This is a genomic window from Streptomyces sp. NPDC029152 (assembly GCF_055564355.1).
Window position 1 is genome coordinate 317,018 of sequence record NZ_JBVHWR010000001.1, and the last position, 12,870, is coordinate 329,887.

General features: G+C 74.3%; 13 protein-coding genes. 8 read left to right on the plus strand and 5 right to left on the minus strand.

Annotated elements, in window-relative coordinates:
* Positions 1-3 precede the first annotated feature (3 nt).
* The 5 genes from ACZ4V6_RS01390 (at position 4) to ACZ4V6_RS01410 (ending at position 5,386) form a co-directional block, all read left to right on the plus strand.
* Positions 4-1,101: a zinc-dependent alcohol dehydrogenase gene (locus ACZ4V6_RS01390; RefSeq protein ID WP_467821705.1), complete on the plus strand. Its 1,098-nt coding sequence runs from the start codon at positions 4-6 to the stop codon at positions 1,099-1,101.
* Positions 1,102-1,251: 150 nt separating this feature from the next.
* Positions 1,252-2,037: an SDR family oxidoreductase gene (locus tag ACZ4V6_RS01395; RefSeq protein WP_467821706.1), complete on the plus strand. Its 786-nt coding sequence runs from the start codon at positions 1,252-1,254 to the stop codon at positions 2,035-2,037.
* A gap of 36 nt (positions 2,038-2,073) precedes the next feature.
* A complete protein-coding gene (locus ACZ4V6_RS01400) occupies positions 2,074-3,174 on the plus strand; it encodes a VOC family protein (RefSeq protein ID WP_467821707.1) in 1,101 nt (366 codons plus the stop codon).
* On the plus strand, positions 3,174-4,199 hold the full coding sequence (locus tag ACZ4V6_RS01405; protein WP_467821708.1) for a ketoacyl-ACP synthase III family protein: 1,026 nt from the start codon (positions 3,174-3,176) through the stop codon (positions 4,197-4,199). The genes ACZ4V6_RS01400 and ACZ4V6_RS01405 overlap by 1 nt, the downstream gene beginning before the upstream one ends.
* A 32-nt stretch (positions 4,200-4,231) precedes the next feature.
* A complete protein-coding gene (locus ACZ4V6_RS01410) occupies positions 4,232-5,386 on the plus strand; it encodes a transaldolase family protein (RefSeq protein WP_467821709.1) in 1,155 nt (384 codons plus the stop codon).
* Positions 5,387-5,467: 81 nt separating this feature from the next.
* Here the strand turns inward: ACZ4V6_RS01410 and ACZ4V6_RS01415 are convergent, their stop codons facing one another.
* The 4 genes from ACZ4V6_RS01415 to ACZ4V6_RS01430 form a co-directional block, all read right to left on the minus strand.
* Positions 5,468-6,613: an IS701 family transposase gene (locus ACZ4V6_RS01415; protein ID WP_467821710.1), complete on the minus strand. Its 1,146-nt coding sequence runs from the start codon at positions 6,611-6,613 to the stop codon at positions 5,468-5,470.
* A gap of 172 nt (positions 6,614-6,785) precedes the next feature.
* Positions 6,786-7,370, minus strand: a complete 585-nt coding sequence (locus tag ACZ4V6_RS01420; RefSeq protein ID WP_467821711.1) for a TetR family transcriptional regulator — start codon at positions 7,368-7,370, stop codon at positions 6,786-6,788.
* A gap of 119 nt (positions 7,371-7,489) precedes the next feature.
* Entirely contained in the window at positions 7,490-8,497 is a 1,008-nt protein-coding gene (locus ACZ4V6_RS01425; RefSeq protein ID WP_467821712.1) for an NAD-dependent epimerase/dehydratase family protein, read from the minus strand.
* The gene (locus ACZ4V6_RS01430; RefSeq protein WP_467821713.1) at positions 8,494-9,132 is read right to left on the minus strand and encodes a ScbR family autoregulator-binding transcription factor; all 639 of its coding nucleotides are present in this window, start codon (positions 9,130-9,132) and stop codon (positions 8,494-8,496) included. Before ACZ4V6_RS01430 ends, ACZ4V6_RS01425 begins: the two co-directional genes overlap by 4 nt.
* Positions 9,133-9,264: 132 nt before the next feature.
* Here ACZ4V6_RS01430 and ACZ4V6_RS01435 point away from each other — a divergent pair, with 132 nt between their 5' ends.
* Positions 9,265-10,188, plus strand: coding sequence for a ScbA/BarX family gamma-butyrolactone biosynthesis protein (locus ACZ4V6_RS01435; RefSeq protein WP_467821714.1), 924 nt, complete (start codon positions 9,265-9,267; stop codon positions 10,186-10,188).
* A 262-nt stretch (positions 10,189-10,450) separates the two neighbouring features.
* Here the strand turns inward: ACZ4V6_RS01435 and ACZ4V6_RS01440 are convergent, their stop codons facing one another.
* A complete protein-coding gene (locus ACZ4V6_RS01440; RefSeq protein WP_467821715.1) occupies positions 10,451-10,831 on the minus strand; it encodes a winged helix-turn-helix transcriptional regulator in 381 nt (126 codons plus the stop codon).
* Between the two features lie 86 nt (positions 10,832-10,917).
* Here ACZ4V6_RS01440 and ACZ4V6_RS01445 point away from each other — a divergent pair, with 86 nt between their 5' ends.
* Together ACZ4V6_RS01445 and ACZ4V6_RS01450 are read left to right on the plus strand one after the other, a co-directional pair.
* A complete protein-coding gene (locus tag ACZ4V6_RS01445; RefSeq protein ID WP_467821716.1) occupies positions 10,918-11,841 on the plus strand; it encodes an NAD(P)-dependent oxidoreductase in 924 nt (307 codons plus the stop codon).
* A 35-nt stretch (positions 11,842-11,876) separates the two neighbouring features.
* Positions 11,877-12,740: an NAD(P)-dependent oxidoreductase gene (locus tag ACZ4V6_RS01450; protein WP_467822211.1), complete on the plus strand. Its 864-nt coding sequence runs from the start codon at positions 11,877-11,879 to the stop codon at positions 12,738-12,740.
* Positions 12,741-12,870: the final 130 nt, after the last annotated feature.

Consider the following 12,870-nt stretch of genomic DNA (forward strand, 5'->3'; position numbering starts at 1 on the left):
CCTTTGAGCGCACACCACGACAAGGTGCTGCCACCCACCGACGACCTGCTGTGCGGCCGCTGGCCGAACGGCTCCATGACCGCCGCGGCCGTCCTGGAGGCAGGCAAGGTCGGTCAGGTGGAACTGGAGATACCGGGGCCCGAACTGGGCTACGTACTCGTCGCGCCGACCACGGTCGGCATCTGCGGCACCGACCTGGAACTGCTGCACGGCACCGCTTCCTACGTCAAGGACGGCCGCGCCGTCATGCCGCACGTGTTCGGCCACGAGTGGGTCGGACGGGTCGTGGCCATCGCGGGCAACTGCCAGTACTCGCGGCAGCTGGAGATCGGTGACCGCGTCGTCGGCCAGACCATGCTCTCCTGCGGCGGCTGCCGGGCCTGCCAGCGCGGCCACCGCAACGAGTGCTCCCAGCTCAAGGAGGTGGGCCTGTACGGCCAGCAGGGCGCGGCCGCGGAGTTCATCCGGCTGCCCGCCCAGTCGCTGACCAAGGTCCCGCCGGGCGTGGACGACTTCGCCGCGGCCCTGGCCGAACCGGCCGTCACCGTCCTGGCCGCGCTCGACAAGGTCGGCGTCTTCCCCGGCGAACGCGTCCTGGTCCTGGGCACCGGCACCATGGGGCTGCTCGCCGTGCAGATGGCCCGCCGGGTCGCCGGCACGGTCGACGTGGTCGGCGTCGACGACGCCGGCATCGGCACCGCGCTGCGCATGGGCGCCGAGCACGCCTTCCTGCCGGGCGAGGCCAAGGACGGCCGCTACGACGTCGTCATCGAGGCGTCCGGCGCGGTGTCCGCCCTGCTGGAGGCCCTGCGCGTCGCCGACATCGGCGGCCGCATCGCCGCGGTCGGCGTACCGAACGCGACGCTGCCCTCGGTCGACGCGGCCGAGATGGTGCTGCGCGGCGTCACCATGGTCGGCGTACGGCACGGGCTCGACTACTACGAGCGCGCGCTGCGGCTCTTCGAGGAGGGCGTCCTGACCGCCAAGGGCATGATCGCGGACGTCTTCCCGCTGGCCGCCGCCGACCAGGCCTTCGAGCTCCTGGAGAAGGGCCGCAGGGCCGCGCCCAAGGTCGCCCTCTCGGTCACCTCGCGCCCCTGAGCCGGGGCGGTCCCCGGCCGGGGCGGCCCCGCCCCCACCCGCCCCCGCCTCCCGGCCCCGCGCGGCGCCGGGAGGCGGGGGCGAGGGCGGAGCCGGCTCGCCCCCCGCACCGACCACCATCCCCCGTACCTCTGCAGAAAGGTCCCTCCCATGTCCCGACCCATCGCCTTCGTCACGGGAGCCAGTTCGGGCATCGGCGCCGAGGTGGCCCGGGCCCTGGGCGCGGCCGGCCACGACGTCGTGGTCGGCTACGGCCGGCAGGCCGCGGCCGCGAAGGAGCTCGCCGACGCCATCGCCGTACGGCACGGGGTGCAGACCCGCACCCTCGGCCTCGACCTGTCCGACCCGGAGGCCGCGGGCGAGGCGCTACAGGAGGCGGCCGAGGCCGCCGGCGGCATCGACGTCCTGGTCAACAACGCCGGCGTCAACCGGCGCGCGTCCGTGACCGAGGAGACCCTCCAGGACTGGCAGCGCGTCCTCACGGTCAACCTGACCAGCCCCTTCCGCCTGTCCCAGGTCGCCGCGCGGCGGATGATCGCGCAGGGCAGGGGCGGCCGGATCATCAACATCACCAGCGTCCACGAGCACCTGCCGATCGGCGAGGGCAGCACCTACTGCGCCGCCAAGGGCGGACTCGGCGCGCTGACCAAGGCCATGGCCCTCGACCTCGCCCCGTACGGCATCACGGTCAACGCCGTCGCGCCCGGCGAGACCGCCACCCCCATGAACAACGTCCCCGCCGGCCTGGACGCCGCGCAGATCGCCCGCCCGGCGATCCCGGCCGGGCGTCCCGGCCGGCCGCAGGAGGTGGCCGCGCTCGTCGCGCACCTGGCCTCGCCCGAGGCCGCCTACACGACCGGCACGTCGGTCCTCATCGACGGCGGCATGGCACTGACCGCCGCCGTCGCCAACGCCGCCCACGCGGGCAGCGTCTGAGTCCCGCACCCCACCCACTCTCCTCTGGAGCACACCGTGTCAGCACCCCTGGCCACCGAGGCGCCCGGCGCCGCCGTCATCCCCACCCTGCGCAACGTGGACCACTACGCGTACACCGTGCCCGACCTGGACCGGGCGGTGGACCTCTTCACCCGCGTCCTCGGCGCCGAACTCCTCTACCGCCTCGGCCCGGTCGAGGACCCGGACGGCGACTGGATGACGCGCCAGCTCGGCGTCCACCCCCGGGCGAGCGCGCACATCGCGATGCTGCGGTTCGGCCCGGTGAGCAACCTGGAGCTGTTCCAGTACGACGCACCCGGGCAGCGCGTCCGGATGCCGGAGTTCACCGACGTCGGCGGCCACCACATCGGCATCCACGTCGGCGACCTGGAGCGGGCCCTGGGCCGGCTGCGCGAGGAGGAGGGCATACGCGTCCTCGGCGAGCCGCGCACCGAGACGGAGGGCCCCACGGCGGGCAACCGCTGGATCCACGTCCTGACCGACGGCGGCCTGCGCCTCGAACTGCGCGAGGTCGCGGCCGAGCTGCCGTACGAGAAGGAGACCGAGGCCCGCCTGTACCGGCCCGCCCCGGACTGGAGCGGCCCCGGCCTGCCCACCGCGCGCGGCGTGGACCACGTCGGCTACACGGTCGAGGACCTGGACGAGGCGGTCGCCTTCTTCACCGGGCCGATGGGCGGCGAACTCGTCCACCGCGCCGCACGGGACGTCGACCAGGCCCTCGCGGCACGCCAGTACGGCGTCGACCGCCCCTTCCGCATCGACACCGCCGTGATCCGGCTCGGTCCGGTCACCAACCTCGAACTGAGCAGCTGCGAGATCGAGGGGCAGCGGGTCGAGCGCCCGCGCAACAGCGATGTCGGCGGCCACCACCTGGCCTTCTTCGTCGACGACGTGGCACGCGCCGCGGCCTGGCTCGCGCAGGTGCCCGGCGCCGAGGTGCTCGGCGAACCCCAGCTCATCGAGGACGGCGGCCCGATCGACGGCGACCGCTGGGTCTACTTCCGCGGGGTCGGCGGCTTCCAGCTGGAGGTGCTCAACATGCCGCCCGGCATGCCGTACGAGAAGGAGACCGCGGCCCGCAGGTTCGGTCCCAGCCCGCGGTGGGGCGATCGCTGATGGCGCGCGGAGCCGTGCGCTGGCACGACGTCTACGTGGAGAGCGCCGCGGTGACACTGGGCACGCCCCAGAGCAGCCGGGAGGCGGTGGCCGCGGGCCTGCTCGACGCGGCGGAGGCCGAGACGAGCCGGCAGGTGTCGGTGTCGGTCAGCCGGGACCGCAGCGGGCCCGAACTCGCCGTGGACGCGGGCCGCAAGGCGCTCGCCGCGTGCGGGCGCGACCCGCTGGACGTAGGACTGCTCATCCACGCCGACTGCTGGTACCAGGGCCTGGAGTTCTGGAACACGGCCGCCTACGTCCAGCAGCAGGTGCTCGGCCACGGCGCCTGCGTGGCCTTCGAGCTGCGGCAGATGTCGAACGGCGGCGTGAGCGCCCTGGAGACGGCCGCGGCCCGGCTCACCGCCGTTCCCGACACCGGCGCGGCCCTGGTCACCACCGGTGACCGCTTCGCCGGGCCGGCCTTCCCGCGCTGGACGACCGACCGCGGCCTCGCCTTCGGCGACGCGGGTACGGCCGTGGTGCTGTCCCGGCGGCCCGGCGCGCTGCGCCTGGTGGCCACGGCCTCCTGGTCGCAGCCGCTGCTCGAAGGACTGCACCGGGGGGAGGAGCCCTTCGGCGACAGCGCGGGACAGGCCGGGCCGCTCGACCTGGTCGCGCGCAAGAAGGGCTTCCTGCGGCACCACGCCGTCGACGAGGTCACCGCCCGCAACGAGACCGGGATGCGCACCGCGGTGGAGAACTGCCTGGCGGCGGCCGACGCCGCGATGTCCGACATGGCGGTCGTCGTCGTGCCGTTCTTCGGCGCCAAACTGTCCCGGCTGCAGTGTCTGGAACCGCTGGGCATCCGGCCCGAGGACACGCTCCAGGAGTGGGGGCTGACGACCGGTCACCTCGGCGCGGGCGACCAGCCGGCCGGGCTGGCGAAGCTCCTGCAGCAGGACCGCCTCGCGCCGGGCGACCGGGTGCTGCTGGTGGGCGTCGGCGCGGGTTTCAGCTGGACCTGCGCCGTTCTCGAACGACTCTGACATCGCCGTCGGCGCAGGAGGGGAGGACATCCATGAAGAACGCGGTGAGGAAACTGTCCAGGGCGGGCGTCAGCGTGTGGGTGGACGCCGAGGGCGAGGTGGAGGTGCCCGCTTCGGACGAGGGGCGCACGCCGGGCACCGGCCGTCTGCTGCGGCTGCTCGACGAGAGCGGGGCGACCGGGGTGCGGCTGGGACCGGACGGTTCGCGGCGTCCCGGCGCGGTCCGGGAGCTGTGCGATCGGCTGGCGCCCGCGCACCGTGCGAGCGGGGGGCGCGACGGGCTCGTGTCCGTTCCGGTCGACGTGGGGGCGGACACGGACGTCCCGGCCCTGATCGCGCGGGCACGCGCGCTGCGTTCGGCCGTGGACCGGCCCAACCTGGTCGTGCGGCTGCCCCGAGCGCCCGGTCTGCCGGCGGCGGTCACGGGCTGCCTGGCCGAGGGCATCGGGGTGGAGGCGGCGGGCCTCCACTCCCCGCGGCAGTACGCGGACGTCGCCCACGCGGTGATGGACGGTCTCGAACAGTGCCTCGAGGCGGGGCCCGGCCGGGGGGAGGGCGTACCGGGCGGTCCCGTGTCGCTGCTCGCCTTCGGGGTGGCGGACGTGGACGAGCGGGTCGACTCCCGTCTCGACCTCATCGGCTCCGACGAGGCCAAGGCGCTGCGGGGCCGCGCCGGCCTGGCGGCGGCCCGGCTCGCCCACCAGACGCACGACATGACCTTCGGCTCGGCCCGCTGGGGAGCGCTCGCCGCCGCCGGCGTCCCGGAGCCCAGGCCGCTGTGGGTCACCGCCGCGCGTACCGCGTCCCGGTCGGCCTGCTACGCCGAGGAGCTGGTGACGCGGGGCACGGTCAGCGCGCTGCGGCCCCCGGCCCTGCGCCTGATGGGGGCGCGGGGCGTGTCCGGCGCGGACCTCGTGTGCCGTCACTACCCGGACGCGGCGAGGACGCGCGACTACCTGCGGTGGTTCGGCGTCTGCCTGGACGACGTGGCGGGCTGCCTCACGCGAGCGGCGCACACGAAGGAGGCGCGCACGCGGACGGCCCGGACCCAGACGGCACAGACGGCACAGACGGCGCAGGCGGTGCAGACGGTGCACACGAAGGCGGTACGCGTCCACCGCGACGCCTCGGCCGCGCGGACCGGACGCGACGGCGCCGCGCGCGGGCGGCCGGAGGTCGCCGCGTGACACGGCCCCGGGCCCGGGACGACGCGCAGCGGCGCGTCGTCCCGGGCCCGGGGCCCGGTGCACGGTCGACGGCGTCCGGCCTCAGGCCGACCGCAGCTCGGTGGACGGGGCCCGGTCCGCCGTGAGGCTGTGATAGGCGAAGGCCGCCGAGACCAGGGTCATGTGGTGGTGCCAGCCCGGGTAGGAGCGGCCCTCGAAGTCGTACAGACCGAAGTCCGCCGCCAGGCTGTCCAGTGTGTCCGCGGTGGCCGCCTGCGCACCGACCAGGCCGAGGAGTTCCTCGATGGGCCGGTGGATCGAGTTGGTGATCCACAGCTGTCCCGTCCGCGGCCCGCCGGGCCCCCGGCGCGGTTCGGCGAAGAGGCGGCACAGCTGCGGGTCCGCGCCCCGCTCCCCGGCCGGCCGCACCCACGCGCTGCCGGTCCGTCCGCCCCGGGCCGCCGTCCTGCCCCGCCCCCACAGCAGTCGCCCGGCGGGCAGTGCCGGAGCGGACCCGTTCCACCGCGGGCCGCCGGGCGGGCCGTCGGGCACGAGGGGCAGCGCCGCGGGCACGGCGACGACGAACTCCCTGCCGCGCGTGCTCAGTCCCCGCAGCAGCTCGTGCGAGTCGCCGTGCCCGGCCAGGTCCGCCACGATCGGAAGCGGACGGTGCGGACTGCGGGACACGAGGTCGTCGGCGAGGTCCAGCACACCGCCCGCCACCGAGCGCGCCGCCACCGTCTCCGGGATGCGGGCCCGGCGGCACAGGACCGGATCGTCCAGCCACGCGCCGGGCAGGTGCAGGAACCAGTCGACCGGGACCTGACCGACCCCGGTCGACAGGAACGCGCCGACGGCCAGCTGGCAGCTGACGGAGCGTCCGAGCTCCGGGACGAAACGCCGGTGCACCCCGCAGGACTTGGTGCCCCGCTTGGGCAGCACCACCGGCGCGATGGTCCAGGCGCGGGGCCGGGCGTACCTGTTCACCTGCGCGATCAGCTCTTCGCGTACGTCCGACCAGAGCCAGGGGCTGGCGTTGACGAACTGGTGCAGGGCCTGGGAGGCGGTGGGCGAGTCGGAGACGGAGGCCGCGAGGCGGCGCATCGTCTTCTTGCCCGGTGTGACCAGGAGCGCCCGCAGGTAGGCCTGGGCCCACCTGCGCTGGTCCGCCCGGGGCAACCGGCGGAACACCTCCTCGGCGAAGGCCGAGGGCGACGCCGACTTCCGAGCCCCCTGCTGTACCAACATGCCCGTTCCCTCCCTCGTACTGGCCCACTCAGGGGCGTTCCCCTCGTAAAGAATAGAGAATGCTCGCTATTTTTTCTCGTCAGGAAGCGCCCGGAGCGCTACTTCGAGAGGTTGCGCGTGCCGCGGAGGGGCGGCGGACGGGCCGAGGGGCGTCCGGGTGGCGCCGCGCGGGTCACGCCGGCGAGGGCTGGCTCCCGAAGCCGCTGAGGAGCAGCTCCCACAGGCGGCGCACCTGCTTCTCGGTGCTTCCGTCGCGCCACCCCGCCCGTACCGCGGCCTCCGCGCCGGTCACCAGGTAGAGGACCAGGAGCTCGAGGTCGGCCGGATCGCCGCACCCCTCGGCGTCGCAGGCGGCCTCGGCGGCCAGTTCCCGCACCTGCGGCAACCAGGCGGCGTGCCAGCTGTTCGCCCCGGTGTCCGCGCGCTCCTGCCCGAGGCGTGCGGCCGCCCGTACGACGACGTCCTCCTCCAGGAGGCGGGCCAGGGCCGCGGTCAGCTCGACCAGGGTCCCGACGCCTCGGACGGGGCGTGCCGTCACGGCGCGCAGCGCCTCGCGCGTGAGGTCCGCGCCACGGGTGTCCACGGCGGCGGCCAGGGTGGTCTTGGAGGGGAAGTGGAAGGTCAGCGCCCCCATGGTGACGCCCGCGGCGGAGCAGACGCGGGCCAGGGAAGTGCCCGCGTAGCCGTTGCGCGCGAACTCCGCGGCAGCCGCCGTGATCAGGGCACGGCGGGTCCTTGCCGCTCGTTCCTGACTCACCAGGGCTCCGGACGCAGGCAGCGGCGGATCGGGGCGAAGAGCGCGGGAAGCAGGCGCAGAGGGCTTCGGGCGGACGGTTGCACGTCTCCTCCGGGCGGTGGTGCGGCGGTAACCGGAAGTTAACCCGGTTTCGCGTCCGGGATGCCGCCGGTCGGCCATATCGCCTGCGGCTTTGGCAACTCGCCGCTCCGCTCCCGGTACCAGGCGCCGGCGCCGTCGAGCCGCGCCAGCGGCCCGGGGCCCTCGGGGCAGCCGGCCACCCGCCAGATCTCCTCGCTGCGGTACCAGTGATCGCGGGCCAGGAGGGAGAACTGCCGCTCGGACAGCCGCCCCGGTGTGCGGCGGAAGCGGTCCAGGCACTCCTGCCAGGTCCAGTCCTCCGTCACCGGGTCGAGCACTCCGAGGGCGGTCAGGCGGGACATCAGGTCCAGGTTCCGCACGGGAACGGGGTGACTGGCGTGGTACACCCCCGCCGGACCGGTCCCCCTCGCACACGCCAGGGCGGCGATCAGCCGTGCGAGATCCTCGACGTCCACCATGGACAGCAGGGCCCGTCCGCCGTCCCACCGGGCCGGGACGCGCGCCCTCAGCTCGGCCAGCGCCGGGACGACCCAGCGGTCCCCGCGCCCCAGGACGAGCCCCGGCCGCAGCACGGTCGCGCCCGCCCCCACGGCCGCCGCCTCGCCCTCGAGCCGCGTACGGCTGGCCGGAGAGGTGGGCGCGGGGTCGATCTCGCCGACGCCGGGGCCGCTGTGGGGGCCGGGGCCGTACACCGCGGCGGTGGACAGGTGCACGATCCGCCCGACGCCGGCGCGCCGCGCCTCCTCCATCAGGGCGCCGGTGCCGCGCACGTTGACCGCCGCGCAGGTGGCGTCGTCCCCGCTGACGAGCGAGGCGAGGTGGATCAGGACGTCCGCGTCCCGGCAGGTGCCCCGCAGGGAGGCGGGCGCCGTGAGGTCGGCGTTCTCCCAGACGAGCCCCGGCGGCGCGGGGCGGCCGGACACGCCGCGTGCGAGGGCGCGCACCTGTACGCCCCCCTCCGCCGGCCGCGTGGCGAGGAGTTCGCGGAGCACGGCCGAGCCGACGAAGCCGGTCGCGCCGGTGAGGACCACGCGCAGCGGGCTCATGCCCGCCCGTCCGATCCCCGGGAGGACCGCCGGGGGGAGAGGTCGAGGCGGGCGACCACCTCGGCGGGCGCGACGGCGGGCAGCAGGTAGCGCCACATGGTGGCGATCCGCTGCGGGAGGTCGGCCCGCTTGCAGGAGATCTGCGACATGATCTGCGTTCCCGTGTACGAACCGACCAGCTGCTGGGCGAACTCCGCCTCGCTCACGTCCGGCAGCAGCTCGCCCAACTCGCGTGCCCGGACGAGCTGCTTGCGGAAGTGCTCGGTCCACCAGTCGTAGATCGTGTAGTCCTGCAGGTCGGGCTCGTTCTGCTCGACCGCGAGCCGTACGCCCGCCCTCAGGAGGGTGTTGCGCTGCATCTCCAGGGCCAGGTACTGGGTCATGTCGACCAGTTGCTGCAGGCCGTCCCGCTCCTGCGGGAACCGCAGGTCGGCGGCCTGTTCGAGGATCACCGCACGGGCCAGACCCTCCTTCGACTTGAAGTGGAAGTACACCGCCCCCGCGGTCACCCCGGCGATGTCGAGGATCTTGTTGATGCTGGCCCCGGCGTAACCCGCCTCGTCGAACACCTCGGCAGCGGCGCGCAGCAGTACCTCACGCGTTCGTTGGGCCCGTTCCTGCATCTGGCGCGCCATGCTTCGTTCCCTGTTCTCTCGACACCGCTCGACAAACAAAAAGAATGACCTCTATGTTATGCCCAGGCGCCTCGCCACACCACCATGTGCCGCGGTCGCATCGCGTCACCGACCCTTGGGGGAGAGTCAGGCATGTCGTTGCACCTTGCTCAGGACCGGACCACGGGCGTTCCGCAGGCCTGGACACACAAGGCCAACCAGGACGAAGTGCTCCTGGAGCGGTGGGGGAAGACCGGTCCCGACGAGTTCACGGTCACCGCCCGCTGGCCGCGTTCGCACAGCTTCTACCTCACGCGCCACGGACTGCACGACCCGCTCCTGCTGAGCGAAACGATTCGGCAGACCCTGCCGCTCCTGTCCCACGGAGCCTACGGGGTACCGCTCGGTCACCAGCTCCTGTGGCGCGACTTCCACTGGAGCCTCGCGCCCGAGGCGCTCACCGCCGAAGAGGCCGACGCCGAGATCGAACTGCGCATCAGATGCACGGACGTCACCTACCGCAGGAACCGCGCGGCGGCCGTCACCATGCACGTCGAGGCCCTGCGTGACGGCGCCCGGCTGGCCGTCGCCCGTACCAGCTTCTCCATCCAGGAACGCTCCGTCTACGAGCGTCTGCGCGGCCGCTACGCCGACATCGCGCAGGCCAACGCCCGGTCGATCCCGTTGTCCCCGCCGGCCTCCGCGGCACCGGTGGGCCGTGAACGCTTCGACGACGTGGTGCTGTCCAACACCGACAGCGCGAACCGGTGGCAGCTGCGCGCCGACACGGCCCACCCGGTGCTCTTCGACCACCCCGTCGACCACGCCCCGGGCATGCTGCTGCTCGAAGCGGCGCGCCAGTGCGCCCAGGCCATGACCCACCCCCGGCCGAGCGTGGTGGCCGGCATGGACTCGGCCTTCGCCCGCTACGTCGAACTCGACAGCCCCTGCTGGCTCCTGGCCGAGCCCCTTCCCGACGACCTGGCCGGGCGCGCCCGGGTCCGCGTCGTCGCCGAGCAGAACGACGCCGTGGCCTACTCCTGCGTGGTGGTCCTCGCCGAGGTCCCCACGGCCTAGGACCGTCGCGCGGTGATCCGCCGGAGGGAACGGCCCGGCGGCAGGCGCGACACGCGGCGCGGGAGCGGTCGTCCGCACACCTCCCGCGGCGAGAGGCACGCGGTCCCCGTGCCGCACGGCGAACGGACCCCGCCGTGCGGCACGCCCGCCCGGACGCACACCGGGTGCCGGGAGTCCGCTTCCGGCACCCGGCCCCGGCTCGCCCGCACCGGCGGCTCCCGCCGCCCGCGCGCCGGCCGGCCAAAAGCCCCGGCCCCGTGGGTCAGGAGGCCGCCTGGACCGAGGTGCCGGGGACCGTGACGACGTCGAGGCGGTCCCGGCGGATGCGGTCCCGGCCCCACTCGCCGAGCGGCTGCAGCGCCTCGTTGAGCGCCGCGCCCGACTCGGTCAGCGAGTACTCCACCTTCGGCGGCACCTCGGCGTAGACCGTGCGGTGGACGAGACCGTCCTCTTCCATCTGGCGCAGGTGCTGCGTCAGCATCTTCTCGCTCACGCCCGGCAGCGACCGGCGCAGTTCGGCGAAGCGCCGGACGCCGTGGAGGTGCAGCTCCCAGAGGACGAGCCCCTTCCACTTGCCGCTGACGACATCGAGCGCGGCGTCGATGCCACAGAAGTACGGGCCGTTGCGGGGCGTGCGAGCCATGGCTCCTCCATGCTTACCAAGAGGTAAGTACCGCAGTAAATAGTGGGTACTTCCGCGACGATACAGCGGTTCGCAGGATGGTGGTCATGAGCGAAGCCACTGAGAATCCCGTCCAGTCGACCGATGTCACCATGCTCGGCCTCGGCGCGATGGGCAGCGCGCTGACGGCCGCGCTGCTCGGCGCCGACCGCACCGTGACCGTATGGAACCGCACCCCTTCCCGCGCCGCGGAACCGGTGTCCCGTGGCGCCCGTGCCGCCGGCTCGGTCCGCGAGGCCGTGACGGCGAGCCCGGTGGTCGTCGTCTGCCTGTTCACGTACGCATCGGTCCGGGAGACCCTCGACCCGGTCGTCGACGAGCTGCGCGGCCGTACCCTCGTCAACCTCACGACCACGACGCCGAACGAGTCCCGCGAACTCGCCTCCTGGGCGGCCGAGCACGGCGTCGTCCACCTCGACGGCGCCGTCATGGCCGTGCCCGCCATGATCGGAGCCCGCGAGGGCCAGATCTTCTACAGCGGCTCGCGGGCGGCGTACGACGGCCTCCTGCCGACCCTCGACCTCTGGGCCACGAGCGAGTTCCACGGCGAGGACGCCGGCCGGGCGTCCCTGGTGGACCTGGCGATGCTGTCGGGGATGTACCAGATGTTCGCGGGCTTCTTCCACGGCGCGGCGATGGTCGCCACCATGGGGATGAGCGCGGCCGACTTCGCCGCCCGGCAGACCCCGTTCCTGGCCGCCATGACCCAGGAGCTCGCCGGCTACGCCAAGGTCGTCGACGGCGGCGACTACACCGTCCCGGGACAGCAGAGCCTGGACTTCTCCGACCTGTCGCACCTCGTGCGGGCCAGCGAGGAGCAGGGGGTCGATCCCGCTCCCATCGCCGCCGTCCAGGCGCTGATCAGCCGGCAGATCGCCGCCGGGCACGGCTCGGAGGGACTGGCGAGGATCTACGAGAGCCTCCGCGCCGTCGACCGTGCCGCCGGATCCCACGAAGGAGCCGCCGCGTGAACGCCACGCCCGTCACGCTCATCGGTCTCGGCCCGATGGGCCGGGCCATGGTCCGGACGCTGCTCGCCGCCGGTCATCCGGTCACCGTCTGGAACCGCACCGCCGCCCGTGCCGAAGGCCTCGTGGCCGACGGCGCCACCCTGGCGGCGACGCCCGCCGACGCGGTCGCCGCGAGCGAGCTGGTGATCCTCAGCCTCACCGACTACGGGGCGATGTACGACGTCCTCCGGCCCGCGACCACGGAGCTGGCCGGCCGCACGGTCGTCAACCTGAGCTCGGACACCCCGGACCGCGCCCGCGAGGCCGCGGCCTGGGTGGCCGGGCACGGGGCGAGCTTCGTGACCGGCGGTGTGATGGTGCCCGCGCCGATGGTGGGCACCGAGGCGGCGTACGCCTACTACAGCGGACCGTCCGAGGCCTTCGAGGCGCACCGCCCGGTGCTGACGCGGGTCGGGGCGCCGCGCTACCTCGGTGCGGACCCCGGGCTGGCCCAGTTGATGTACCAGGCCCACCTCGACGTGTTCCTGACCACCCTCTCCGCGCTCATGCACGCCACCGCGCTGCTGGGGACGGCCGGGATCACCGCGACGGAGGCGGTGCCGGAACTGATGACGACGCTGACCGACATCCCGGCGATGCTCCGGGCCGGCGAGAACGTCGGCGAGCAGATCGACGCCGGCGAGCATCCGGGCCACCTGAGCACGGTGACCATGATGGGCGCGACGGCGGACCACATCGTCGACACCAGCACAGCCGTCGGCATCGACCTCGCGCTCCCGCGCGCCGTCCGGGAGCACTACCGCCGCGCTGCCGCCGACGGCCACGGGAAGGACAACTGGACCCGCATCATCGACGGCATCCGGGCCCCGGGAGCGGACGCGCGGGAGCGCCGCCCCTGACGCCCGGCCCCGCCCACCGGGCGCGGGGGGGGGGGGGGGGGGGGGGGGGGGGGGGGGGGGGGGGGGGGGGGGGGGGGGGGGGGGAGGAGAGGGGGGGGGGGGGGAGGGTGTGGGTGGGGGGGTTCGGTGG

What these genes read in the sequence shown, in the direction of transcription:
- ACZ4V6_RS01395 (WP_467821706.1), top strand. Translation starts at nt 1,252, where the DNA reads ATGTCCCGACCCATCGCCTTCGTCACGGGAGCCAGTTCGGGCATCGGC.
- ACZ4V6_RS01405 (WP_467821708.1), top strand. Translation starts at nt 3,174, where the DNA reads ATGGCGCGCGGAGCCGTGCGCTGGCACGACGTCTACGTGGAGAGCGCC.
- ACZ4V6_RS01410 (WP_467821709.1), top strand. Translation starts at nt 4,232, where the DNA reads ATGAAGAACGCGGTGAGGAAACTGTCCAGGGCGGGCGTCAGCGTGTGG.
- ACZ4V6_RS01415 (WP_467821710.1), bottom strand. Translation starts at nt 6,613, where the DNA reads ATGTTGGTACAGCAGGGGGCTCGGAAGTCGGCGTCGCCCTCGGCCTTC.
- ACZ4V6_RS01425 (WP_467821712.1), bottom strand. Translation starts at nt 8,497, where the DNA reads ATGAGCCCGCTGCGCGTGGTCCTCACCGGCGCGACCGGCTTCGTCGGC.
- ACZ4V6_RS01430 (WP_467821713.1), bottom strand. Translation starts at nt 9,132, where the DNA reads ATGGCGCGCCAGATGCAGGAACGGGCCCAACGAACGCGTGAGGTACTG.
- ACZ4V6_RS01435 (WP_467821714.1), top strand. Translation starts at nt 9,265, where the DNA reads ATGTCGTTGCACCTTGCTCAGGACCGGACCACGGGCGTTCCGCAGGCC.
- ACZ4V6_RS01440 (WP_467821715.1), bottom strand. Translation starts at nt 10,831, where the DNA reads ATGGCTCGCACGCCCCGCAACGGCCCGTACTTCTGTGGCATCGACGCC.
- ACZ4V6_RS01445 (WP_467821716.1), top strand. Translation starts at nt 10,918, where the DNA reads ATGAGCGAAGCCACTGAGAATCCCGTCCAGTCGACCGATGTCACCATG.
- ACZ4V6_RS01450 (WP_467822211.1), top strand. Translation starts at nt 11,877, where the DNA reads ATGGGCCGGGCCATGGTCCGGACGCTGCTCGCCGCCGGTCATCCGGTC.